The organism is Microbacterium sp. Yaish 1 (genome assembly GCF_002245215.1).
Taxonomy (GTDB): Bacteria; Actinomycetota; Actinomycetes; order Actinomycetales; family Microbacteriaceae; genus Microbacterium.
This window is the reverse complement of the sequence record NZ_NPMR01000002.1, coordinates 714,531-738,198: the sequence shown is the minus strand read 5'-3', so window position 1 is coordinate 738,198 and position 23,668 is coordinate 714,531. Positions and strand designations below refer to the sequence as shown.

General features: G+C 69.7%; 24 protein-coding genes. 9 read left to right on the top strand and 15 right to left on the bottom strand.

What is annotated here, in order from left to right; all coding sequences use genetic code 11:
* Positions 1-9: 9 nt before the first annotated feature.
* From CI089_RS12640 to tkt, 3 genes are read right to left on the bottom strand one after another with little or no spacing between them, the layout of a single operon-like run.
* Positions 10-1,632, bottom strand: coding sequence for a glucose-6-phosphate isomerase (locus CI089_RS12640; protein WP_094261858.1), 1,623 nt, complete (start codon positions 1,630-1,632; stop codon positions 10-12).
* Positions 1,629-2,735, bottom strand: coding sequence for a transaldolase (gene tal / locus CI089_RS12635; RefSeq protein WP_094261857.1), 1,107 nt, complete (start codon positions 2,733-2,735; stop codon positions 1,629-1,631). Before tal ends, CI089_RS12640 begins: the two co-directional genes overlap by 4 nt.
* Positions 2,732-4,810, bottom strand: coding sequence for a transketolase (gene tkt, locus CI089_RS12630; protein WP_094261856.1), 2,079 nt, complete (start codon positions 4,808-4,810; stop codon positions 2,732-2,734). Before tkt ends, tal begins: the two co-directional genes overlap by 4 nt.
* A gap of 222 nt (positions 4,811-5,032) precedes the next feature.
* Between tkt and CI089_RS12625 the strand changes: the two genes are divergently transcribed.
* Positions 5,033-5,965: a heme o synthase gene (locus tag CI089_RS12625; protein ID WP_094261855.1), complete on the top strand. Its 933-nt coding sequence runs from the start codon at positions 5,033-5,035 to the stop codon at positions 5,963-5,965.
* A gap of 248 nt (positions 5,966-6,213) precedes the next feature.
* On the opposite strand, the gene CI089_RS12620 is transcribed toward CI089_RS12625, so the two are convergent.
* On the bottom strand, positions 6,214-6,720 hold the full coding sequence (locus CI089_RS12620) for a hypothetical protein (RefSeq protein ID WP_094261854.1): 507 nt from the start codon (positions 6,718-6,720) through the stop codon (positions 6,214-6,216).
* 79 nt (positions 6,721-6,799) lie between these two features.
* Complete coding sequence (locus CI089_RS12615) at positions 6,800-7,768, bottom strand: COX15/CtaA family protein (protein WP_094261853.1); 969 nt, start codon at positions 7,766-7,768, stop codon at positions 6,800-6,802.
* A 245-nt stretch (positions 7,769-8,013) separates the two neighbouring features.
* Between CI089_RS12615 and sufB the strand changes: the two genes are divergently transcribed.
* From sufB to CI089_RS12585, 6 genes are all read left to right on the top strand, one after another.
* Positions 8,014-9,432 (top strand): Fe-S cluster assembly protein SufB, encoded by a 1,419-nt coding sequence (gene sufB, locus CI089_RS12610; protein ID WP_023951442.1) that lies wholly within the window; start codon positions 8,014-8,016, stop codon positions 9,430-9,432.
* A 1-nt stretch (position 9,433) separates the two neighbouring features.
* Entirely contained in the window at positions 9,434-10,618 is a 1,185-nt protein-coding gene (gene sufD / locus CI089_RS12605; protein WP_094261852.1) for a Fe-S cluster assembly protein SufD, read from the top strand.
* Positions 10,615-10,944, top strand: a complete 330-nt coding sequence (locus CI089_RS12600) for a non-heme iron oxygenase ferredoxin subunit (protein WP_094261851.1) — start codon at positions 10,615-10,617, stop codon at positions 10,942-10,944. The genes sufD and CI089_RS12600 overlap by 4 nt, the downstream gene beginning before the upstream one ends.
* 15 nt (positions 10,945-10,959) lie before the next feature.
* Positions 10,960-11,730: a Fe-S cluster assembly ATPase SufC gene (gene sufC / locus CI089_RS12595; RefSeq protein ID WP_023951436.1), complete on the top strand. Its 771-nt coding sequence runs from the start codon at positions 10,960-10,962 to the stop codon at positions 11,728-11,730.
* Between the two features lie 9 nt (positions 11,731-11,739).
* The gene (locus tag CI089_RS12590) at positions 11,740-12,069 is read left to right on the top strand and encodes a metal-sulfur cluster assembly factor (protein WP_023951434.1); all 330 of its coding nucleotides are present in this window, start codon (positions 11,740-11,742) and stop codon (positions 12,067-12,069) included.
* 110 nt (positions 12,070-12,179) lie between these two features.
* Positions 12,180-13,358 (top strand): MalY/PatB family protein, encoded by a 1,179-nt coding sequence (locus CI089_RS12585; RefSeq protein ID WP_094261850.1) that lies wholly within the window; start codon positions 12,180-12,182, stop codon positions 13,356-13,358.
* 91 nt (positions 13,359-13,449) lie between these two features.
* Here the strand turns inward: CI089_RS12585 and CI089_RS12580 are convergent, their stop codons facing one another.
* The 5 genes from CI089_RS12580 to CI089_RS12560 are packed head-to-tail and all read right to left on the bottom strand — an operon-like array spanning position 13,450 to position 18,334.
* The gene (locus CI089_RS12580; RefSeq protein WP_094261849.1) at positions 13,450-14,355 is read right to left on the bottom strand and encodes a siderophore-interacting protein; all 906 of its coding nucleotides are present in this window, start codon (positions 14,353-14,355) and stop codon (positions 13,450-13,452) included.
* Complete coding sequence (locus CI089_RS12575) at positions 14,352-15,173, bottom strand: ABC transporter ATP-binding protein (protein ID WP_094261848.1); 822 nt, start codon at positions 15,171-15,173, stop codon at positions 14,352-14,354. The genes CI089_RS12580 and CI089_RS12575 overlap by 4 nt, the downstream gene beginning before the upstream one ends.
* Positions 15,170-16,219 (bottom strand): FecCD family ABC transporter permease, encoded by a 1,050-nt coding sequence (locus tag CI089_RS12570; protein ID WP_094261847.1) that lies wholly within the window; start codon positions 16,217-16,219, stop codon positions 15,170-15,172. The genes CI089_RS12575 and CI089_RS12570 overlap by 4 nt, the downstream gene beginning before the upstream one ends.
* Positions 16,216-17,253: a FecCD family ABC transporter permease gene (locus CI089_RS12565; RefSeq protein ID WP_094262487.1), complete on the bottom strand. Its 1,038-nt coding sequence runs from the start codon at positions 17,251-17,253 to the stop codon at positions 16,216-16,218. The genes CI089_RS12570 and CI089_RS12565 overlap by 4 nt, the downstream gene beginning before the upstream one ends.
* A 40-nt stretch (positions 17,254-17,293) precedes the next feature.
* A complete protein-coding gene (locus CI089_RS12560) occupies positions 17,294-18,334 on the bottom strand; it encodes an iron-siderophore ABC transporter substrate-binding protein (RefSeq protein ID WP_094261846.1) in 1,041 nt (346 codons plus the stop codon).
* Positions 18,335-18,529: 195 nt separating this feature from the next.
* Here CI089_RS12560 and CI089_RS12555 point away from each other — a divergent pair, with 195 nt between their 5' ends.
* Positions 18,530-20,128 (top strand): ABC-F family ATP-binding cassette domain-containing protein, encoded by a 1,599-nt coding sequence (locus tag CI089_RS12555; RefSeq protein ID WP_094261845.1) that lies wholly within the window; start codon positions 18,530-18,532, stop codon positions 20,126-20,128.
* A 15-nt stretch (positions 20,129-20,143) separates the two neighbouring features.
* On the opposite strand, the gene CI089_RS12550 is transcribed toward CI089_RS12555, so the two are convergent.
* The 4 genes from CI089_RS12550 to CI089_RS12535 are packed head-to-tail and all read right to left on the bottom strand — an operon-like array spanning position 20,144 to position 22,124.
* Positions 20,144-21,070 (bottom strand): SURF1 family cytochrome oxidase biogenesis protein, encoded by a 927-nt coding sequence (locus CI089_RS12550; protein ID WP_094261844.1) that lies wholly within the window; start codon positions 21,068-21,070, stop codon positions 20,144-20,146.
* A complete protein-coding gene (locus CI089_RS12545) occupies positions 21,067-21,282 on the bottom strand; it encodes a hypothetical protein (protein ID WP_094261843.1) in 216 nt (71 codons plus the stop codon). The genes CI089_RS12550 and CI089_RS12545 overlap by 4 nt, the downstream gene beginning before the upstream one ends.
* The gene (locus CI089_RS12540; RefSeq protein ID WP_256977956.1) at positions 21,279-21,629 is read right to left on the bottom strand and encodes a DUF3099 domain-containing protein; all 351 of its coding nucleotides are present in this window, start codon (positions 21,627-21,629) and stop codon (positions 21,279-21,281) included. Before CI089_RS12540 ends, CI089_RS12545 begins: the two co-directional genes overlap by 4 nt.
* A 42-nt stretch (positions 21,630-21,671) precedes the next feature.
* A complete protein-coding gene (locus CI089_RS12535; RefSeq protein ID WP_256977955.1) occupies positions 21,672-22,124 on the bottom strand; it encodes a DUF4190 domain-containing protein in 453 nt (150 codons plus the stop codon).
* Between the two features lie 103 nt (positions 22,125-22,227).
* Between CI089_RS12535 and CI089_RS12530 the strand changes: the two genes are divergently transcribed.
* The gene (locus CI089_RS12530; protein ID WP_064956815.1) at positions 22,228-22,938 is read left to right on the top strand and encodes a beta-ketoacyl-ACP reductase; all 711 of its coding nucleotides are present in this window, start codon (positions 22,228-22,230) and stop codon (positions 22,936-22,938) included.
* A 14-nt stretch (positions 22,939-22,952) separates the two neighbouring features.
* On the opposite strand, the gene CI089_RS12525 is transcribed toward CI089_RS12530, so the two are convergent.
* A complete protein-coding gene (locus CI089_RS12525; RefSeq protein ID WP_094261841.1) occupies positions 22,953-23,642 on the bottom strand; it encodes an alpha/beta fold hydrolase in 690 nt (229 codons plus the stop codon).
* Positions 23,643-23,668 lie beyond the last annotated feature (26 nt).

The window sequence follows — 23,668 nt, the reverse complement described above, 5'->3', positions numbered from 1 at the left end:
GGGGACTTCCTACTGGGCGGCTTCGAAAAGGGTGAGGACCTCGGTGGCGGGGTCCGTCAGGGTGAGCGTCACGACCGGTCGGCCGCGCTCGGCGAGGACTGCGGCGTCGCCGGAGGCCTGCGCCTCGATGAGACGGCCGAACGTGAACGGACGCCCCGGGATCTCGAGGTCGACGTCGGTGCGCTCCGTGATCTGAAGGAAGACGCCGTTCGCGGGGCCTCCCTTGTGATACTGACCGGTGGAGTGCAGGAACCGCGGCCCCCATCCGAACGTGGTCGGGCGGCCGGAGTCCGCCGCGATCAGTTCGCGCACGCCGGCCAGCTGCTGCACCGCCGTGCGGTCGACGTAGGCCTGAACGGCGACGTACCCGTCGGCCGGAACGCTCTGCCACAGGTTCGCGAGAACGCCGGCGAGCGTGTGATCCGCAGCGAGCGACGGATCGGACACCCGCACCTCGACACCGTTCTCGACGAACAGCGGCGCGGAGGCGGTGGTCCGGGCGTCGTCGAGCAGAGCGCGCGCGGCGGACTTCGCCGCCTCGACGTCGGGCTGGTCGAACGGGTTGATACCGAGCAGGCGACCGGCGATCGCCGTGGCGTACTCCCAGACCAGGAACTGCGCGCCGAGGGAACCGCTGACGAGCACCTCGCCCGGGTGCTGCTCGAGGATCTGGAAATGGACGGCGTCGCCGACGAGCCGCACGACCTGCAGGTCGTCGGGCAGCAGGTCGAGCTCGGGGGAGAGCGGGGTGGCGACGACGGGCAGGATGCCGGTGCCGGCCTTCCCGGTCGACTCGGCGACCAGCTGCTCGATCCAGTCGGGGAGCCCCACGATGTGGGTTCCGTCGCTGATGAGTGCCAGCTTGTCGCGCCGCGGCTCTCCGCCTGCGATCGCCGCGGCGAGCACGAGAGCGGGGTTGCGCCGGTCGTCGACCGCTACTTCGAGCAGCGTCGCATCCGCCTCGTCGAGGAGCTGACGGATGTCGGCTCCGGCCAGGCCGGCCGGCACGAGCCCGAACGCGGTGAGTGCGGAGTACCGCCCTCCCACCGTCGGGTCGGCGGTGAACACCCGGTGTCCGGCCGCCCGCGCCTCGGCCTCGAGCGGTGAGCCCGGGTCGGTGACGACGACGATCCGGTCGGCGGGGTCGATGCCGAGGTCGCTCCATGCGGCGGCGAAGGCCCGCCGGGCCGAGTCGGTCTCGACGGTCGACCCCGACTTGGACGAGACGACGAGGACGGTCTCGGCGAGACCGCCCGTCTCGGCGTCGCCGTCGATGGCCGCGAGGACCTGCCCGGGCGCGGTGGAGTCGAGGATCGTGAGCGGGACCCCATGGGTACGCGCGATCACCTCGGGCGCGAGCGACGAACCGCCCATCCCCGCCAGCACGACGCGCGTGATGCCGCGGGAGTGCAGCTCGGTGCGCAGCGCCTCGATCTCGGCGACGAGCGGTCGCGACACGGTGACCGCCTGAACCCAACCGAGCCGGCGTGACGCCTCCTCAGCGGCATCCGGACCCCACAGGTCGGCGTCACCCGCGGTGATGCCGCTCGCGACCAGGTCGGTCACGAGTCGGGGCAGCGTCTGCTCGACGACATCGGAGACGTGCCCCGAGACGTGGATCTCGAAGCTCAACGGGCGCTCTCCAGAGCCGCCGTCACCGTGCCCTGCAGGTCGTGCCAGGACGCGATGAACTTGTCGACGCCCTCGTCCTCCAGCAGCTGGGTGACGTCGTCGAGGTCGATGCCCACGGCGGCGAGGTCGGCGAACACCTTGTGGGCCGCCTCGTAGGCACCGGTGACGGTGTCGCCGGAGATGACGCCGTGGTCGAAGGTCGCCTCGAGGGTCTTCTCGGGCATCGTGTTGACGGTGCCGGGAGCGACGAGCTCGGTGACGTAGAGGGTGTCCGGCAGCGCGGGATCCTTCACGCCGGTGGAGGCCCACAGCGGACGCTGCAGGTTCGCGCCGGCGGCGACGAGGTCCTGGGCGCGCTGCTCGGCGAACTTCTTCTCGAACAGCTCGTAGGCCAGACGCGCGTTGGCGACACCGGCGAGCGACTTCAGCTCGTTGGCGGCATCCGATCCGATCGCGGAGAGGCGCTTGTCGACCTCGGTGTCCACGCGGGAGACGAAGAACGACGCGACGGAGTGGATCCCGCCGAGGTCGATGCCCGCCTCGCGGGCTCGCTCGAGACCCGCGAGGTAGGCGTCGATGACCTCGCTGTAGCGCTCGAGCGAGAAGATCAGCGTGACGTTGACGCTGATGCCTGCCGCGATCACCTCCGTGATCGCGGGCAGACCGGCCTTGGTCGCGGGGATCTTGATGAGGACGTTCGGCCGGTCGACCGCGGCGGCGAGCTTCTTAGCCTCGGCGATCGTCGCGTCGGTGTCGTGCGCGAGGTCGGGGGAGACCTCGATCGACACGCGGCCGTCGACGCCACCGGTCCTGTCGAAGATCGGGCGGAAGATGTCGGACGCGTTGCGAACGTCCGTCGTCGTCAGCTCGAAGATCGTGTCGTCGGTCGATGCTCCGGCCTTGGCCTGAGCATCGATGGCCTCCTCGTATCCGACGCCGGCGCTGATGGCGGCCTGGAAGATCGAGGGGTTCGTGGTCACGCCGACGACGTTGCGCGTGTCGATGAGTTCCTGCAGGTTGCCGGTCGTGATGCGCTGACGCGACAGGTCGTCGAGCCAGATGCTGACGCCGGCGTCGGAGAGGTCCTGGGTGGGCGTGCTCATGCGTTGTTCTCCTCAACGGTTGCGCGGGCGGCCGCGACGACGGCCTCGGTGGTGATTCCGAACTTCTCGAACAGGGTCTGGTAGTCGGCCGACGCACCGAAGTGGTCGATACCGACCGAGCGCCCCGTATCGCCGACGATCGAGCGCCACAGCGGGGTGGCGCCGGCCTCGACCGACACGCGCGCACGAACGGCGGAAGGCAGCACCGATTCGCGGTAGGCCTCGTCCTGCTCGGCGAACCACTCCAGCGACGGGGCCGAGACGACGCGCGCCTGGATGCCGTCCGCGGCGAGAGCCTCGCGGGCTTCGACGGCCAGCTGCACCTCGGAACCGGTCGCGATGATGATGACGTCCGGCTGACCGCCCTCGGCGTCGACGAGGACGTAAGCGCCCTTCGCCACGCCGTCGGTGGTCGCGAAGCCGTCTTCGCCGCGGGGGAAGACCGGGATGTTCTGACGCGTCAGGGCGATTCCGGCGGGGCCGGCCTGACGACGGAGCAGCTCGTGCCACGCCGCGGCGGTCTCGTTCGCGTCGGCCGGACGGACCACCGTGAAGTTCGGGATCAGGCGCAGCGACGAGATCTGCTCGATCGGCTGGTGCGTGGGGCCGTCCTCGCCGAGGGCGATCGAGTCATGCGTCCACACGTAGATCGAGGGGATGTTCATCAGGGCGGCCAGGCGCACCGCGGGGCGCATGTAGTCGCTGAAGATGAGGAAGGTGCCGCCGAAGGCGCGCGTCTTGCCGTGCAGGACGATGCCGTTGACGATGGCGCCCATCGCGTGCTCGCGGATGCCGAAGTGCAGGACACGACCGTAGGGGTCGCCCGACCATTCGTGCGTGGACCACTCGGTGGGGATGAAGCTCTTGCCCGACTTGATCGTGGTCAGGTTCGACTCGGCGAGGTCGGCGGAGCCGCCCCAGAGCTCGGGGAGCTGGTCGGCGAGGGCGTTGATGACCTGTCCGCTCGCGGCGCGGGTCGAGACGGCCTTGCCCGCTTCGAATGCGGGGACGCTGACGTCGGCGGGGAGCTCGCCCGACTCGAGGCGATCGAGCAGGGCCTTGCGCTCGGGGTTGGCCTCGGCCCAGGCGTCGAACGACTTCTGCCATTCGGCGCGCTCCGCGGCGGCGCGCTCGGCGAGGGCGCGGGTGTGGGCGATCACGTCGTCGGCGACCTCGAAGCTCTTCTCGGGATCGAACCCGAGGACCTTCTTCGTCGCGGCGAGCTCGTCGGCGCCGAGCGCCGAGCCGTGGATCTTGCCGGTGTTCTGCTTGCCGGGAGCCGGCCAGCCGATGATCGTCTTGAGGACGATGAGGGAAGGCTTGTCCGTCTCGCCCTTCGCGGCCTCGATCGCGTCGTAGAGGGCGGCGACGTCCTCGACGTACTCGCCCGTGCTCTTCCAGTCGACCGTCTGGACGTGCCAGCCGTAGGCCTCGTAGCGTGCGGCCACGTCCTCGGTGAAGGCGACGTTCGTGTCGTCCTCGATCGAGATCTGGTTCGCGTCGTAGATCGCGATCAGGTTGCCGAGCTGCTGGTGTCCGGCGAGCGAGCCGGCCTCGGCCGTGATGCCCTCCTGGATGTCGCCGTCGCTCGCGATGACGTAGATGAAGTGATCGAAGGGCGAGGTGCCGGCCGGCGCCTCCGGGTCGAAGAGGCCGCGCTCGTAGCGAGCCGCGTAGGCGAACCCGACGGACGTCGCCAGGCCCTGGCCGAGGGGGCCGGTCGTGATCTCGACGCCCTTGGTGTGGCCGTACTCGGGGTGTCCCGGAGTCAGCGAGCCCCACGTGCGCAGCGCCTTGAGGTCGTCGAGCTCGAGCCCGAAACCGCCCAGGTACAGCTGGACGTACTGCGTGAGGGAGGAGTGGCCCGCCGACAGGATGAAGCGGTCGCGTCCGAGCCAGTCGGTGTCGGTCGGGTCGTGCCGCAGCACCCGCTGATAGAGGAGATAGGCGGCGGGGGCCAGGCTCATGGCCGTCCCCGGGTGGCCGTTGCCCACCTTCTCCACCGCATCCGCGGCCAGGACGCGGGCGGTGTCCACCGCGCGCCGATCGATCTCATCCCAACGAAGTTCCGACACTCGGTCGCCTTTCTCGAGAGGCAGCGCCTGCGCATGCCGCTCCGCAGTCAGGAAGGGAGGGTTTCGGCGCCGGCGCGCGTATGTCTTCAGCATAGCGATGACGTCAGGCGGCCGGGGCGCGCACGTCGTCTTATGACGGCGTGCAGCGGCCGGGCCCCGGAGGCCCCGCCCGGCGGATGCCCTAGACTGGACAGGTTCACAGCGGGTGAGATGCGGGGAGCGATGGACATCACGACGACTGCGGGTTCGGCCTCCGTCGACACTTCTCGCGGCACGTCCTTCGGCGCCACGGTGCGCGCGTATGTCGCGCTGACGAAGCCTCGCGTGCTCGAGCTGCTGCTCGTGACGACCGTCCCCGTCATGATCCTCGCCGCCGGCGGCCTGCCGAACCTGTGGCTCGTCCTGGCGACCGTGGTCGGGGGAGCGATGAGCGCAGGATCCGCTGCCGCGTTCAACATGTACCTCGATCGCGACATCGATGCGCACATGAAGCGCACGGAGAACCGCCCCATCGTGACGGGCGAGGTCTCGGCTCGGGGTGCGCTCATCTTCGCGTGGACCCTCGCCGTGGTATCGACCATCTGGCTCGCCGTGACGACGAACTGGGTCGCGGCATCCCTCAGCGTCTTCGCGATCTTCTTCTACGTCGTGATCTACACGATGATCCTCAAGCGCCGCACCGAGCAGAACATCGTCTGGGGCGGCATCGCCGGGTGCTTCCCGGTCGTGATCGGCTGGTCCGCCGTGACCGGCTCGCTCTCGTGGGCCGCGCTCATCCTGTTCGTCCTCGTCTTCCTCTGGACGCCGCCGCACTACTGGCCGCTGTCGATGAAGTACAAGAACGACTACGACGAGGTCGACGTCCCCATGCTCGGGGCCACCCGCAACGGCTCTCAGGTCGGTCTGCAGGTCATCCTCTACGCGTGGGCGACCGTGGCGTGCTCGCTGCTGCTCATCCCGGTCGCGCCCATGGGGCTCGTCTACAGCGTGTCGGCGATCGTCTTCGGCGGATGGTTCCTCTACGAGTCGCACCGCCTGTACAACCGCGCCGTCCGTGGCGAGCAGGCTCGCCCGATGCGCGTCTTCCACGCGTCGATCACCTACCTGACGCTCGTCTTCGTCGCCATCGCGGTCGACCCGCTGCTGCCCTTCTGACGCGGGTGCCCGCCCGGTCTGGTGGGCTCGCTCGGCAGTTGGTGCCCTCACGGGGCGTGTGTACGGCGGGTACTGCCAGGTGAGCTCGCGGGGGCTGGGTGAAGTTGCCAGGACCGGGGGCACCGGCCAGCGACTTCGGGGGTCAGCGGGGGCGCGCTGAGATCAGAGCGGAGCCGCAGAACGGCCGCCCTCCGACCCGGTGAGCCCGGGAGGTAGGAGGACGGCCGTCCTGAACGAGTGGGCGGTGGTCAGCGCTGCTGCGCGTCGCCGTTCGGCGACTCCAGCGTCGAGGTCGTCGCCGGGTCGGGCGCCGAGGTGTCGGCGGCGGGAACCGCGGTCGTCTCGGTCGAGACGGCGGGCTCTGCGGCGGCGCGCTCCGAGGCGGTCGCCGAGACGCCGGTCTCCGCGGCGACGGGCGCCGCGACGACGGGCTCCGCTGCGGCGGGCACCGCGGTGTGGTGCTCCTGCTGCGCGGCACCGCCGCGAAGAGCAGCGGAGAGGACCGAGCTCAGCGCCGCGGTGGCGAGGGCGAGAGCCAGACCGACGACGCCGGCACCGAGGAGGATGCCGCCGAACACGCCCCAGATCTGACCGACGTAGACGTCGACTCCGGTGGCGGTGTTGTCGAGAATGGTCGCTTCCATGTTGCTGAGCTTCTCGACCAGGACGTAGGTGCCACCGCCGATCGCGGCAACCGATCCGGCAACGAGAATCCAGAACGGGATGCTGCGGACAATGCGGGGGTGAACGATCATGGTGCTCCTTCGTGTCGCGACCGCTGTCGGCGGCCTCGAACACTCTGAGGGATCGACCTCTGCGTGCCCCTTCCGAAGCCTATGAGGCTTCTGTGTGTGCGACCTCTCGCTCGGCCGCGGGCGCCGCGTTCGCCAGCGGAGCCTTCAGAGACATCACGACGGCGACCATCGCCGCCACGAGGGCCACTGCCAGCACCATGTGGATGTTCACCAGCGCGATCGGCAGGCCCGTGCGCGCCTGCCAGAGGCCGACCGCGATCTGCAGCAGCTCGATGCCGAGCAGAAGGCCCGTCCACCGCTGCAGTCCGGTCGTGCGGGGCAGGCGCACGGCGCCGGCGACCAGGACGAGCGTCAGCACGAGCGTGATGTAGGCGGGCCAGCTGTGCACGTGCTGCCAGAAGATCGGGTCGAGTCCGTTGCGGGCGGCCGCGTCGTCACCGGCATGCGGTCCGGCCCCGGTGAGGAGGATGCCGACGACGACCGTCACGGTCACGGCGAGAGTCGTCACATGCGTCGTGATGGCGTACGCACGAGGCACGATGCGCACGCGCGGGCCGGGAGTTGCATAGACGCGTACGAGGAAGGCGGTGGCGAGGGCGACGAGCGCCGCGGAGATGAGGTAGTGGAGCCCCACGATGCTCGGGTGCAGGTGCAGCCACACCGTGATGCCTCCGACGACGGCCTGCACGATGATCCCGAGGCCGACGAGGAAGCTCAGCACCGGCAGCTCGCGTCGCGTCGCGCGAAGGCGGATGACGGAGAGGAAGGCCAGGAGCGCGACGATGACGAGCACGCCGGTCAGGGTGCGGTTGCCGAACTCGATGAGACCGTGGATGCCCATCTCGGGCGTCGGCGTGAGCGAGCCCTCCGTGCAGTACGGCCACGTCTCGCACCCCATGCCCGATCCGGTCAGCCGGACGAGGCCGCCGGTGCCGACGATGCCGATGTTCGTGATGACGAGAAGCCATCCCATGACGCGCGTCCATCGCGTGATGGCGGCAGGCATGATCGTCGCGACGAGTCCGGGGCGGGTTCGGACCAGTGACATCGGACTCCTCCGGGGGCGCTCGATTCGCGCCTCGTACGTTCCGGGCAGGCCCGCGGATGGGGGCGTTGCCTGTAGAATCGGGTGTGTTCGGGATGGCGGCGCGTGTGCACGTCGTCCCTCATAGTCTAGGCGCGGCATCCGCGTCCATCAGGCCCGCGAATCGGCATCCCCGTCCACGTGACTCCCGTCGGAGTCGGGAATGCCGGGACGGATGACACCGTTGCGGTGCGAAGAGGAGGAAAGTCATGTCGGATGTGCTGATCGACCGACCGGAACTCGAAGGCCTGGGGGTGTACGAGTTCGGCTGGCACGACACGGATGCCGCGGGCGCTGTCGCGCAACGCGGCATCAACGAGGACGTCGTCCGCGGGATCTCGGCCCTCAAGAACGAGCCGGAGTGGATGCTGAAGACCCGTCTGAAGGGCTATCAGCTGTTCGGCCGCAAGCCGATGCCCACGTGGGGCGCCGACCTCAGCGACATCGACTTCGACAACATCAAGTACTTCGTGCGCTCGACCGAGAAGCAGGCGCAGTCGTGGGAGGACCTCCCCGAGGAGATCCGCGAGACCTACGAGAAGCTCGGCATCCCCGAGGCCGAGCGGCAGCGTCTCGTCGCCGGTGTCGCGGCCCAGTACGAGTCCGAGGTCGTGTACCACCAGATCCGCGAGGACCTCGAGGCGCAGGGCGTCATCTTCATGGACACCGACACGGCTCTCCGTGAGCACCCCGAGTTCTTCGAGGAGTACTTCGGCACCGTCATCCCGGCGGGCGACAACAAGTTCGCGGCGCTGAACACGGCGGTGTGGTCGGGCGGCTCGTTCGTCTACGTCCCCAAGGGCGTCCACGTCGAGATCCCGCTGCAGGCCTACTTCCGCATCAACACCGAGAACATGGGGCAGTTCGAGCGGACGCTGATCATCGCCGATGAGGACAGCTACGTCCACTACATCGAGGGGTGCACCGCGCCGATCTACAAGAGCGACTCGCTCCACTCGGCGGTCGTGGAGATCATCGTCAAGAAGAACGCCCGCGTTCGCTACACGACGATCCAGAACTGGTCGAACAACGTGTACAACCTCGTCACCAAGCGGGCCGTCGCCCACGAGGGCGCGACGATGGAGTGGGTCGACGGCAACATCGGCTCGAAGGTGACGATGAAGTACCCGTCGATCTACCTGATGGGCGAGCACGCGAAGGGCGAGACCCTGTCGGTGGCCTTCGCCGGACCCGGTCAGCATCAGGACGCCGGCGCGAAGATGATCCACATGGCGCCCTACACGCAGTCGTCGATCGTCTCGAAGTCGATCGCGCGCGGGGGCGGCCGAGCCGGCTACCGCGGAGAGGTGCGGGTCGACGCGAACGCGCATCACTCGGCCAACACCGTGCGTTGCGACGCCCTGCTCGTCGACACCATCTCGCGGTCCGACACGTACCCCGCCATCGACATCCGCGTCGACGACGTCCAGCTCGGGCATGAGGCCACCGTCTCGAAGGTGTCCGAGGAGCAGCTGTTCTACCTCATGAGCCGCGGCATGCCCGAGGACGAGGCGATGGCCATGATCGTGCGCGGCTTCATCGAGCCGATCGCGCGCGAGCTCCCGATGGAATACGCCCTCGAACTCAACAAGCTCATCGAGATGGGCATGGAAGGCAGCGTCGGCTGATATGACGAGCGTCACCCAGGCCCCCGCCACCGGCGAGAAGGGCCACATCGACCCTGCAGCGGCATTCGTTCCGGTTCAGACGCGGTCCGAGCGGCCGTCGTCGTACGATCCGGCCGATTTCGGCGCCCCGACCGGCCGCGAGGTCAACTGGAAGCACACCCCCATCGACCGGTTGGCTCCGCTGCTGGTCGACGAGGCCGGCCCGACCGGCGTCGTCTCGGTCGAAGTCACCGCGCCGGCCGAGGTCGAGCAGGCCCGGCTCCGCGTCGGCGACGCGCCCCGCGGCGAGGTCTTCCGTCCCGAGGACCTGCCGAGCGCCATCGCGTGGTCGCAGGAGGCCGAGGCACCGCTGCTGCGGATCCCGGCTGGCGTCGAGCTCGCCGAGCCGGTCGTGGTCAGTCTCCGCGGCAACGGCGGCCTCGCCCACGCGCACGTCGTGATCGAGGCCATGCCGAACGCGCGCGGCACCGTCATCCTCCGCCACGAGGGAACCGCCGCCCACGCGCAGAACGTCGAGATCATCGCTCGCGACGGCTCAGCCCTCACCGTCGTCTCGCTGCAGCGCTGGGACGACGACGCGGTCCATGCCGCGGCGCACCAGGCCCGCGTCGACCGCGACGCCTCGCTCACGCACGTCGTGGTGAGCCTCGGCGGCGCGGTGGTCCGCGTCAACCCGTCGCTCGAGCTCGCCGGCGCCGGCGCCGAGGGGCGGATGTACGGCCTGTCGTTCGCCGATTCCGGCCAGCACCTCGAGAGCCAGGTGTACCTGCATCACAAGGGCCCGCAGACCGTCGGCGACGTGCTCTACAAGGGCGCGCTGCAGGGCGAGAGCGCGCACAGCGTCTGGATCGGCGACGTGCTCATCGGCCCCGACGCCGTCGGCACCGACTCCTACGAGGCGAACCGCAACCTGGTCCTCACCGACGGTGCGCGCGCCGACTCGATCCCGAACCTCGAGATCGAGACCGGCGACATCCAGGGCGCGGGCCACGCCAGCGCGACCGGCCGGTTCGACGACCAGCAGCTGTTCTACCTGCAGGCGCGCGGCATCCCCGAGGCCGAGGCACGCCGCCTGGTCGTGCTCGGGTTCCTCGCCGAGATCGTCCAGAAGATGGGTGTCGACGAGCTCGCGGACGAGCTGCTGGAGGCCATCGAGGCCGAGCTGGCGGCGGGAGCCGACGCGTGACCGCTCAGAAAGTGCTCAAGCTCAGCGAGCTGGAGCAGGACACCGCGGTTCGCGTCGTCGTCGACAAGGTGCCGATGGCGGTCGTCCTGGACGCCAACGGCGAGGTGCACGCGATCGGCGACACCTGCACGCACGGCGACATCTCGCTCGCCGAGGGCTTCGTGGAGGGCGACACCCTGGAGTGCTGGGCCCACGGCTCGGCGTTCTCGCTGCGCACCGGTCAGCCCCTGAATCTTCCGGCGTACGAGCCGGTCCCCGTTTACGAGGTCACGATCGAGGGGGACGACATCCTCATCGATCCCACCGTGACCCGCGATGTGAAGTGAAGTAAGGAACCCGACATGTCTGTTCTCGAGATCCGCGACCTGCACGTGACGGTCGAGACCGAGGCGGGGGCCACCCCGATCCTCAACGGTGTCACCCTCACGGTGCGCACCGGCGAGACCCACGCGATCATGGGGCCCAACGGCTCCGGCAAGTCGACGCTCGCCTACGCGATCGCCGGACACCCCAAGTACACCGTGACCGGTGGCTCGATCACGCTCGACGGTGAGGACGTCCTCGAGATGTCCGTCGACGAGCGGGCGCGCGCGGGCCTCTTCCTCGCGATGCAGTACCCGGTCGAGGTGCCCGGCATCACCGTCACCAACTTCCTCCGCACGGCCAAGACGGCCGTCGCGGGTGAGGCTCCGGCGATCCGGTCGTGGACCAAGGACGTCAAGCAGGCGATGGCCAACCTGCGCATGGACCCGAAGTTCGCGCAGCGCAACGTCAACGAGGGGTTCTCGGGCGGTGAGAAGAAGCGCCACGAGATCCTCCAGCTCGAGCTGCTCAAGCCGAAGATCGCGGTGCTCGACGAGACCGACTCCGGCCTCGACGTGGACGCGCTGAAGATCGTCTCCGAGGGCGTGAACCGCGCGAAGGCCGACACCGACCTGGGCGTGCTCCTGATCACGCACTACACCCGCATCCTGCGCTACATCCAGCCCCAGTTCGTCCACGTCATGGTCAAGGGCCGGATCGTCGAGGAGGGCGGGCCCGAGCTCGCCGACCGACTCGAGGAAGAGGGCTACGACCGCTTCCTCGACGCCGACACCCCCGTCGACGCGTAAGATCGTTACATGACCGCAACACTCGCGCCCGAGAAGTACGACGAGGTCACCGAGGCTCTCAAGGACGTCATGGATCCCGAGCTGGGGATCAACGTCGTCGACCTGGGTCTCATCTACGACCTCGCGTGGGACGACGAGAACGACGCTCTCATCATCCACATGACGCTGACGTCGGCGGGCTGCCCGCTGACCGACGTGCTGGAGGAGCAGACGGCTCAGGCTCTCGACAACGTCGTGGATCGCTTCCGCATCAACTGGGTGTGGATGCCGCCGTGGGGTCCCGAGCGGATCACGGACGATGGCCGCGACATGATGCGTGCCCTCGGCTTCGCGATCTGACGACGTCCCTCAGACGAGCCCCCGCCACCGCCCGACGGCGGAGACGGGGGCTTTCGTCATGCGGCGACACCTGCGGGCGACCCGCCCGGTGCCCCGGCTAGGCTCGCCGGATGAGCATCCAGCCCCTCGACGCCCTCCCGCTCGAGACGCTGCGGCGACGGTCGAGCACGAAATGGCGATCGTACCCGCACGACGTCATCCCGATGTTCGTCGCCGAGACCGATTTCGCGCTCGCGGAGCCGATCACGAGTGCGCTGCGCGAAGCGGTGGAGATCGGCGACACCGGATACACGCCTCCGCAGCCCGGTATCGCGGAGGCTTTCGTCGGGTTCGCCCAGCGGCGATGGGGGTGGACGGTCGACTCGAGCCGGGTCCGCTGGACCGGGGACGTCATGATGGGCATCGTCGAGCTCCTGCGCGCCACGGTCGCTCCCGGTGAGCGAGTCGTGGTCAACCCGCCGGTGTACCCGCCGTTCTTCGATACGGTCGCCGAGGCGGGAGCCATCGTCGAAGAGGTGCCGCTCACCGACACCGGTTCGGGCTGGGAACTCGATCTCGACGGCATCGAGCAGGCGCTCATCGGCGGTGCGCGGGCTGTACTGCTCTGCAACCCCCACAACCCCACGGGAACCGTGCACTCGGTCGAGTCCCTGCGCGCGCTCGCCACTCTCGCGCACCGATACGGCGCCGTCGTGATCAGCGACGAGATCCACGGACCTCTCGCGAGCGCCGAGGTCGCCTTCGTCCCCTTCCTCACGGCTTCGCCGGAGGCCGCCGCCGTCGGTTACGCGGTGACGAGCGCATCAAAGGCGTACAACCTCGCCGGCCTGAAGTGCGCGGTGATCGTGACCGCGTCCGAGGGGAATGCGGGCGTCGTTCGCGGCCTGCCCTGGGAGGTCGAGTGGCGCACCGGTCTGTTCGGCGCGCTGTCGACGATCGCCGCCTTCTCACCCGAATCGGATGCCTGGCTCGACAGTCTGCTCGTTCGGTTGGATCACAACCGGCTGCTGCTGGGGGAGCTGTTGGCCGAGCACCTTCCGCTCGCGCGTTATCGCATCCCCGACGCGGGGTTCCTCGCGTGGATCGACGTGTCGGCCTACGGCTGGGGCGACGACCCGGCCGACCCGATCCGGGAAGGCGCCCGGGTCGCCCTTCACCACGGCCCCTTCTTCGGCGCCGAGGGCGTCGGGCACGTGCGTCTGAATTTCGGCTGCGGGCCCGACGTGCTCCGCGACGCCGTCAGCCGAGTCGGCGCTTTCGCACGTCAGACGGTGCTGACCCGCAGCTGAGTCACGCCCGCACCCCCGTCGACTCGCCAGAGAACGCGGATACCGGGCCCCTCACACCCGCAGTTCCTGGCGACTCGTCGCTCGGGCGCTCTCAGTTCTCGGAGCGCCCGAGCCGCCAGTAGCCCATGAACGCGACGGCTCGGCGATCCACGCCGACGGTGCCGACCAGGTGGCGTCGCAGCGTCTTGATCGCCGACGCCTCGCCGGCGAGCCAGGCGTAGAGGGGGGCTCGCTTGAGGGCGGCGCCGCCCTTGGCGGTGCGCGGCACCTCCCAGAGGATGTCGGCATCGACGTCGATCTCCTCGACCTCGGCGCCGATGCCCGCCGGCGCCAGCCGGGCCGCCGTCTCTTCCACCGTCGAGATCAGGTGGCTGTGGCGCTCGTCCTCGTGCGCGCGCGCCGCGATCCGGCGCTCGAACCCCGGGTGGTGCGGCAGATAGTCGAGGTCGCCGGTCGTCGGGAGCTCGAGCACCACCGTGCCGCGCGCGTCGGCCGGGAGCTGCTCGAGGATCACTGCGATCGCCGGCGCGGCCGTCTCGTCGCCGGCCAGCAGGATCGCGTCGGTGTCGGCGGGCGGGACGAAATCGATTCCGTAGCTCACTCCAGTGTGCGCGGTCGTCGGTGCGAGGATGAGGACCTCGTCGCCGATGCGGGCATCGGCGATCCATGCCGACGCCGGCCCGAGGACGTCGTGCGCGACCATATCGATGTCGACCTCGCGCAGCGCGGGCCGGACGGCGCGCGTCGTGTACGTCCGCATCACGGGGCGCGCGTCGGGGGAGAGGGCGCGCCAGCCCTCGTACCAGTCGGGGCCCGTCGGCATGGTGTCGATGGACGCGGTGTCGGTGGGGAAGAGGATCTTCACGCGCTGGTCGAACCCGGGGTCGCCGTACTCCGCCAGGTCGTCGCCGCGGAAGGTGAAGCGCCGGAAGCTCGGGGTCAGATCGGTGATGGCCGAGACGGAGACGCGGAAGAAGTCGAGCGCGGGGCGAGTCATGGATTTCCAATCAGCTCTGCGGGCACATGGTGACGCCCGATGGGGAGCACGAGCGGCCGCCCCGTGAGCGGGTCGGGGATGACGCGGCTGTCGAGCCCGAACACCGCGCGCACGGTCTCGGCGGTCAGGACCTCTCCCGGGTCGCCGGCCCCGTAGAGGTGCCCGCCGGCCATCGCGACGAGGTAGTCGGCGTACCGCGCGGCGAGGTTCAGGTCGTGGAGGACCATCACGATCGTCGTGCCGCGATCGCGGTTGAGGTCGGTGAGCAGATCGAGGACGTCGATCTGGTGGCTGACGTCGAGGAACGTCGTCGGCTCATCGAGCAGGAGCACATCGGTCTGCTGTGCCAGCGCCATCGCGATCCACACGCGCTGCCGCTGTCCGCCCGACAGTTCGTCGACGGCGCGATCGGCGATGACGGCCGTGTCCGTCGCATCGAGCGCCTGGGCGACCGCCTCGTCGTCGGCCCGCGTCCAGCGGGCCAGCGGGCCGTGATGGGGCGTGCGTCCGCGGCTCACGAGATCCGAGACCGTGATGCCCTCGGGGGCGATCGGCGATTGCGGCAGCAGACCGAGATCACGCGCCACCCGCTTCGTGGGCAGCCGATGGATGTCCTTCCCGTCGAGCAGCACGCTGCCGGCCCGCGGGGTCAGGAGCCGCGCCATCGATTTCAGCAGCGTCGACTTGCCGCACGCGTTGGCGCCGACGATCGCGGTGATGCGGCCCCCGGGGACCACGAGGTCGAGCTCGTCGACGATGACGCGGTCGCCGTAGCCGAGACGGACGCCGCGCGCTTCGAGAGAGCGGTCCGCGGTCATAGTGAGCCTCCTGAACGGCTGCTGCGGATGAGCAGGAAGATGAGATACGGAGCACCGAGCACCCCGGTGACGACTCCCACGGGCAGGCGGATGCCCAGCAGGTACTGCGCCGTGAGATCGGCGACCAGCACGAGGAGCGACCCGAAGAGACCCGCGGCGAGGACGGGGGATCCGACCGGTCCCAGCATCCGCGCGGCGATCGGGCCCGAGAGGAACGCGACGAACGAGATCGGGCCGGCGGCTGCGGTGGCGAAGGCCAGGAGCGCGACGGCGGCGATGATGAGCAGGACGCGGCGGCGTTCGACGGGGACGCCGAGAGCTGCCGCGGTGTCGTCGCCGAGGCGCATGAGCTCGAGGTCGCGAGTCAGCCACAGCAGGACCGGAACGACCACGACCATCGTGAGCGCCAGCGGGACCGCCTGATCCCAGGAGGCGCCGTTGAGGTTGCCCGTGATCCACCGCATCGCGGCCTGCAGGTCCCATTCGGCCGCTCGGGAGAGGACGTAGGAGACGACGCTGTTGAAGATCGCGGCGACCCCGATGCCGATGAGGATGAAGCGCGCGCCCGCGCCGCCGTCCTTGAACGCGAGCAGGTAGATCATCAGCGCGGTCGCGAGTGCGGCGACGGTGGCCAGCAGCGAGATGCCCGCCTCGCTGAGCGACAGGAAGACGATGCCGACGACCGCCGCGGCACTCGCGCCCGCGTTGACGCCGATGATGTCGGGGCTGGCGAGCGGATTGCGCAGCATCGTCTGGAACACGGCGCCGCCCATGCCGAAGCACAGACCCGTGAGGAGTGCGACGGTGGCGCGGGGGAGTCGTAGCTCGCCGACGGTGAACGAGGCGCCGGGAACGGTCTGGCCGGTGATGACGCCCCAGACCTCCGCTGGCGTGTAGAAGGTCTGGCCGACCATGAGCGAGACCGCGTACATGACGATGACCGCTGCCAGCAGCGAGCCGAGGACGATCCGTCTGCGCCAGGCGCGACGCGCGCGACCGGCGACGACGACGTCGATGGTCGGACGGGCGGCGGCGGTGGAGGTCACAGGGCGCGCATCTTCTGTCGGCGGACGATCGCGATGAAGAACGGGGCTCCGATGAGCGCGGTCACGATTCCGACCTCGACTTCCTGAGGGCGCGCGATGACACGGCCGACGACGTCGGCGACGATGAGAAGCCCCCCGCCGACGAGCGCCGAGACGGGGAGGAGCCAGCGGTGGTCGGGACCGACGAGCAGGCGGCAGATGTGCGGCACGATCAACCCGACGAAGCCGATGGGGCCGGCGACGGCGGTCGCGGCGCCGCAGAGGATGACGGCACCGAGTGCGGCGACCAGGCGAGCCGTGCGGACGCGCTCGCCGAGCCCCGCGGCGAGCTCGTCGCCGAGCGCGAGCGAATTGAGTGCGGCGCTCGCCGCGAGGCAGATGACCATGCCGACCGCGAGGAAGGGGAGCACGAGGAGGATCTTCTCGACGGTGGCGCCGCCGACACCGCCGATCTGCCAGAACCGGAAGACGCTCATGACGTCGATGCGGGGGAGGAGGATGGCGCTGATCAGCGAGCTGAAGGCGACCGCCGTCGCCGCCCCCGCGAGAGCGAGTTTGAGGGGGCTCGCGCCGCCGCGGCCCAGGGATCCGATCGTGTAGACGAAGACGGCTGCGATCGCCGCGCCCAGCATGGCGAGCCAGATGTAGCCGAAGGCGCTGGACACGCCGAAGAAGGCGAGCCCGATGACGACCGCGAGCGATGCACCGCCGTTGATGCCGAGGATCTGCGGATCCGCGAGGGGGTTGCGCGTGACTCCCTGCATCACGGCGCCCGACACGGCGAGGGCCGCGCCGACGACCAACGCGAGCACCGTTCGCGGAACGCGCTTGGAGACGGCGGCCGCCGAGGTGCTCTCGATGCTGCCGGTGAGGCCCGCGATGATGTCGTCGAAGGAGACCGCGCGCGTTCCGAACGTCACCGAGACGATGCTCGCCACCAGGACGAGCAGCGCCAGGGTGACGAGCCAGACGACCCGCCGCCGCCGGGAGCCGCGCCGCGGGGGCGCGCTCACGGCGGCGGGGGCCGTCGTCATGGTCGGAACGCTCACGGCATCCGGCGCAGGTCGACTGCGGTCACGAGGACGCCTTCGCGGCGGCGGCGCCGATCATGTCGACGTACGTCGAGGTGAGGGGGTCGGTGATCGACAGGGGGCTGGGGTTGGCCGCTGCGGCGAGCGGGTCGTTCGCCGCGGGCAGTACCACGACGGCTCCCGACGCGACGGCGGGGATCCGCGAGAGCAACGGGTCGGCCTGCATCGCCGCGAGCGTGGCGTCGTCGCCATAGGTCACGAGCACCTGCAGGTCGGCGAACCGTTCGATCTCCTCGGTGCTGTTGGTGATCCAGAACTGGTCGGTGCCCTTCGACTGCTCGGCGACGGTCGCCGCCGGGGTCAGCCCCAGGTCCTCGAGGAACAGCGGCCGCGGGTCGGCCGTCGAGTAGAAGCCGATCTGGCTCAGGTCGGTCGCGTCGAAGGAGCTGAACAGCGTCGTCTTGCCGGCGATGTCGGGGTAGGCGCCCGTCAGATCGTTCAGGTGGGTCGTCAGGTCGTCGACGAGGGTCTCCGCCTCGTCCTTGAGCCCGAGGGCCGTGCCGTTCATGACCGTGAGCTCCTGCCAGCTGGTGCCCCAGGCGATGTCGGGATACGCGACCACCGGGGCGATCTTGGTCAGGGTGTCGTAGTCGTCCTGCGTCAGTCCCGAGTAGGCGGCGAGGATGACGTCGGGCTGGGTATCGGCGACGGCCTCGAAGTCGATGCCCTCGGCCTCGTCGAAGAGAACGGGGGTCTCGGCGCCGAGCTCATCGAGCTTGTCCTTCACCCAGGGGAGGATGCCGTCGCCGTCGTCGTCTCCCCAGGTCACGGAGGGCATGCCGACGGGGACGACGCCCAGGGCGAGTGCGGCCTCCTGGTTTCCCCACGAGACGGTCGCGACCCGCGTGGGCTTGCTCTCGATCGTGGTCTGGCCGAACGCGTGATCGATGGTGACGGGGAAGGCGTCGGACGACGCGTCCCCCGAGGCGGCGGGCGCCGAGTCGGGAGCCGCGGTCGAACCGCAGCCGGCGAGGAGCAGCGTGGCTGCGATGAGGGCTGCGGCGGCTGTGCGGATGCGGGGCACAGGATCCTCCAGAGGAGAGGTGAGTAAGGGCAGGCTTACTTTACGTCGGCCGTGCCGATCCTGCCAATCCACTGCAGTCGCCCTGAAGGTGCTCGGGTGTGCGGCGGCTCGAAGAGCGGCCGTGCCGACAACGAGTAGGATGAGAGGCTGGCCGTTCGGCCGCCCCTCCCTGTTCCTGACGATTGGACGATCGCTGTGCTCGCCGTGCACGACCTCGAAATCCGCGTGGGTGCGCGCACGCTGATGTCGGACGTGTCCTTCCGCGTCTCCGACGGCGACAAGATCGGACTCGTCGGACGCAACGGCGCGGGCAAGACCACTCTCACCAAGGTGCTCGCCGGCGACCTCCTGCCCAGTGACGGCAAGGTCGAACGCTCGGGCGAGCTCGGCTACCTGCCGCAGGACCCGCGCTCAGGTGATCCGGAGATGCTCGCGCGCACGCGCATCCTCGACGCCCGCGGCCTCGGCACGATCGCGGTGGAGATGCAGAGCGCGTCGCTCGAGATGGGTTCCGATGACGAAGCCTCGGCGGCCAAGGCCATGCGCCGCTACGGCAATCTCATGGAGCGGTTCGAGGCGCTCGGCGGCTATGCGGCCGAGGCCGAGGCCGCATCCATCGCCCACAACCTGTCGTTGCCCGACCGCATCCTCGATCAGCCGCTGAAGACCCTCTCCGGCGGGCAGCGGCGGCGCATCGAGCTGGCCCGCATCCTGTTCTCGGACGCGCAGACGATGATCCTCGACGAGCCCACGAACCACCTCGATGCCGACAGCGTCGTGTGGCTGCGGGAGTTCCTCAAGGGATACAAGGGCGGCCTGATCGTCATCAGCCACGACGTCGAACTCGTCGGCGAGACCGTGAACCGCGTCTTCTACCTCGACGCCATGCGTCAGGTCATCGACGTCTACAACATGAACTGGAAGAACTACCTCCGCCAGCGCGTCGCGGACGAGGAGCGCCGCAAGAAGGAGCGCGCGAACGCCGAGAAGAAGGCGACCGCCCTGCAGCAGCAGGCTGCGCGCTTCGGAGCGAAGGCGAGCAAGGCCGCAGCAGCGCATCAGATGGTGGCGCGTGCCGAGAAGCTCCTCTCGGGTCTCGACGAGGTGCGCCAGGAGGACCGGGTCGCGAAGCTTCGCTTCCCCAAGCCCGCACCGTGCGGCAAGACGCCGCTCATGGCGTCGGGGCTGTCCAAGTCCTACGGTTCGCTGGAGATCTTCACGGACGTCGATCTCGCCATCGACCGCGGGTCGAAGGTCGTCGTCCTCGGCCTGAACGGTGCCGGCAAGACGACGCTGCTGCGCATCCTCGCGGGCGTGGATCAGCCTGACACCGGCGTGCTCGAGCCCGGGCACGGCCTTCGCATCGGCTACTACGCGCAGGAGCACGAGAACCTCGATGTGACGCGGTCGGTGCTGCAGAACATGATGTCTGCCGCGCCCGACATCACCGAGACCGAGGCGCGCAAGGTGCTCGGATCGTTCCTGTTCACCGGAGACGACGTGCTCAAGCCCGCCGGGGTGCTCTCCGGCGGTGAGAAGACCCGTCTGTCGCTGGCGACCCTCGTCGTCTCGTCGGCCAACATGCTGCTGCTCGACGAGCCGACCAACAACCTCGACCCCGCGTCGCGCGACGAGATCCTCGGCGCGCTCGCCCACTACGAGGGCGCCGTGGTGCTGGTGTCGCACGATGAGGGCGCCGTCGAGGCGCTCAATCCCGAGCGTGTGCTGATCCTGCCCGACGGTGTCGAGGACATCTGGGGACGCGACTACCTCGAGCTCATCACCCTGGCCTGACGGCCCGGGGCGCGATCAGCTGCGCGTCGAGTCGAGGATCGCGTCCTCGTCCTCCATGTCGCGGTCGCGCTTGACGTCACGACGGCGCCGGAGGCTCGCCGGGACGACCGACGCCTCGCGCGGGCCGGATGCCGCGGCGGCGGGGACGCGCGATTCGGCTGTCTCCGGGGTGGCGAGCGCGGCGGCCGCAGCAGCATCCTCTTCGTCCTCACGCCGGTGCCGGCGCTCGGTGCGGATCATGTACCAGATGAAGACGAAGCCCATGATCGCGAACAGGATCCACTGGATCGCATACGAAAGGTGCGGTCCCGGGTCCTCGGACGGGATCGGCATGGCCCCGAGACCGTCGGCCGGGGCGGGATCCTCGGAGACGAGGAGCCCGTACGCCGACGTCACGACATCGCCGGTGAGGCCGGCTTCGTCGGCGACCAGGTCGACGTTGATCGTCGGGACCTGACCGTCGGGGGCCGAGCGCCCCGATGTCGGCGCGGCTTCGGCGGGCTTCAGCCGAGCCACCACCGTGACCGTGCCCGAGGGCGGTGCGGCGATCGCGGCGGGTTCGGGGCTGTCGGATGCCGGAGGGACCCAGCCTCGATCGACGATGAAGATCCGCCCGTCCGTCGTCTCGAACGGCACGAGGGCCTCGAAGGCCGACGTGCCTCCGTGCGGACGGTTGCGCACCAGCACCTGGTCGTCGGCCCGGTATCGGCCGATGAGCTCCACGGGGTGCCACTCGTCGGCCGGATCGAGCTCCGTCCCGGACGGGAGGATCTCCGACAGCGGCAGAGGATCGGCGTCGTAGTTGCGCTCGACCAGCTCGAGCTGCGCGCTCCGCTCCTCGTTGCGCGTGAACTGCCAGTTCGACAGGTAGGCGCAGGCGATCGCGAAGGCGATGGCGACGGCGACATAGCCGGTCCAGCGCAGGGCGGTCTTGCCTCTCATGCCCCGCCCGCCTCGGTCGTGTCCACGACGAGACGCTCCACGCTCACGGGGAAGTCCCGTGCCGCGACGAACTCGCGCAGGTACGCGACGTGGTCGTCGCACGCCACCCAGATCTTGCGCCGGTCGGCGGCGTGGATGCGGGGATTGCGCCAGATGACCCGCCACCGTGCCGACGCGCGGCATCCGGCGCGGGAGCACTCGATGTCGTTCACTCCGGCCGTGACTCCCGGATCTCGATGACGGTCGGTTTCGCAGGCGCCTGGGGCTCCCTCGTCGCCTGTTCCGGGCGCTCGGGGAGTGCCGCGAGGGGCGAGACGGCAGCGGGCTCTCGCACATCGTCTCCCACGTTCGCGATCACGACGGCGATGTACGGCAGGAACACCGCTCCGACGGCGAAGGCCGCCGTATGCCAGCCGTAGGGGGCGATGACGACCATGAGAACGAAGCACACCACGCGCACCGCCATCATGATGAAGTACTTCGTCATGCGACGGTTCGAGTCGTCGTGCGGGGCTCGCGGGAGCGAGGTCGCCGACGGTGTGGCGGGCTGATGCTTCACGGTGCAACAAGGATACGCCCGCGCGGCCGGGGGAGGCCGGTCTCAGAAGCTCGACGAGTAGGTGCTGTAGCTGTCCTGCTCGATGGCCCAGCCGATGAGCGAAGCGACGATGATGATGCCGACGATGGCGAGAGCGAGGCCCGCGTAGCCGACGATCAGGCCGGCCAGCGCCATCCCCCGCCCGTTCTCGTTCGTCCGCTTGATCTGCGACAGCGAGATGTGGCCCATGATCACGCCGGCGACCGACCCGATGACCGGGAGCAGCCAGATGAAGCCCACGATCGAGGCGATCATCGACACGACCGCGAGCGTGTTCGTCTTCTGCGGCTGGTAGCCGCCGCCCTGGCCGTACGCCGGAAGCGGATACCCGGCCGGCTGGTACGCCTGCTGCTGCGGCGGGGTCGCGTACGGCGGAGCCGGGGGCGGGACGGGCGCGCCGGAGGCGGGCTGCCCGGGCGCGGGGTACGGCTGCTGCGGCTGGGGCTGGTCGCTCACATCTGCTCCTCGTCGACGTCGGGCCGCCAGCTTATCGTTCGCGGGCGTCGTGCGCGCTGCGGCTAGGCTTGCGAGGTTCCCGCCGCAGACACAGGAGAGTCGTATGTCCACGTCCCGAGTCGTTCTCGTCACCGGAGGCAATCGCGGCATCGGCCGCGCGATCGCGGAGCGCTTCATCGCCGACGGCCACCGCGTCGCGGTGACGGCCCGTTCGGGTGAGGGACCCGAGGGGGCGCTGACCGTCCGCGCCGATGTGACGGACGCGGCATCCATCGACGCCGCGTTCACCCAGGTCGAGAGCGAGCTGGGTCCGGTCGAGGTCGTCGTCGCGAACGCCGGCATCACGAAGGACACGCTCCTGCTCCGCATGACCGAGGACGACTTCGACTCGGTCGTCGCGACCAACCTCGGCGGCGCCTTCCGCGTCGTCAAGCGGGCGTCGAAGGGCATGCTGCGTGCCAAGTGGGGTCGCGTCATCCTCATCTCGAGCGTCGTCGGCCTGTTCGGCTCGGCGGGACAGATCAACTACTCCTCGTCGAAGGCGGCTCTCGTCGGGTTCGCCCGTTCGCTCACCCGCGAACTCGGCGCCCGCGGTATCACCGCGAATGTCGTCGCCCCGGGCTTCATCGAGACGGACATGACCGCGGCCCTTCCCGAAGAGACGCAGGCCGAGTACAAGCGCAGCATTCCGGCGGGTCGTTACGGCTCGTCCGCCGAGGTCGCCGGAGCCGTGGCGTGGCTCGCCTCCGATGACGCGGCATACATCTCCGGTGCCGTCATCCCGGTCGACGGCGGTCTCGGAATGGGACACTGACGCGGCGCCGAGCCTTACACGAGGGCGGCGACGATCTCGCGCGCGAGTCGATCGGGCTGCGAGAACTGGGGCCAGTGACCTGAGCCGAGCTCGACGACCGTGACGTCTTCGAGTGCCTCGAACTCGGCGAGGAAGGGCGGCCAGGCCGCCAGCATCTCGCGGATACCCGGTTCGTCGGCCGAGCCCGACAGGATGGTCACCGGGATGCCGTGACGGCGAGCGTCATCCAGGTCGACCGCATCGGTCGGCACCGCGGCCGGAACCGGATGCGTGCGGGCCGCCCACCGGGCGCGCGTGCCGTCGTCGAGATCGGCGACATCCGGCTCGTCGAAGAACTCCCAACCGGGGAACGGAACGACGCCGTCGACGACCGGGAACGCCGAGATCTCGGCGCCGGGCGCGGGTGGGAGGGTGTCGACGAGGACGACCCGCGCGATGCGATCGGGGCGCCGGTCGGCGGCAGCCCACGCGACGTTCCCGCCGCCGCTGTGCCCCACGAGAGCGAGCTGGCCGGGAAGGTCGTCGATGCGGGCGACCACCGCGTCGACCCACTCGCGGAGGGTCGTCGAGGCCGCGCCGGCGGTGTCACCGACACCGGGCATCGTGAGGGCATGCGGGTGATGTCCCGCATCGCGGAGGGCGGGGACCACGTCGTCCCAGGACGAGGCGTCGAGCCAGAGGCCCGGGATGAGGATCACGTGCATGACCCGACCGTAGCGCTCGGCCCGGA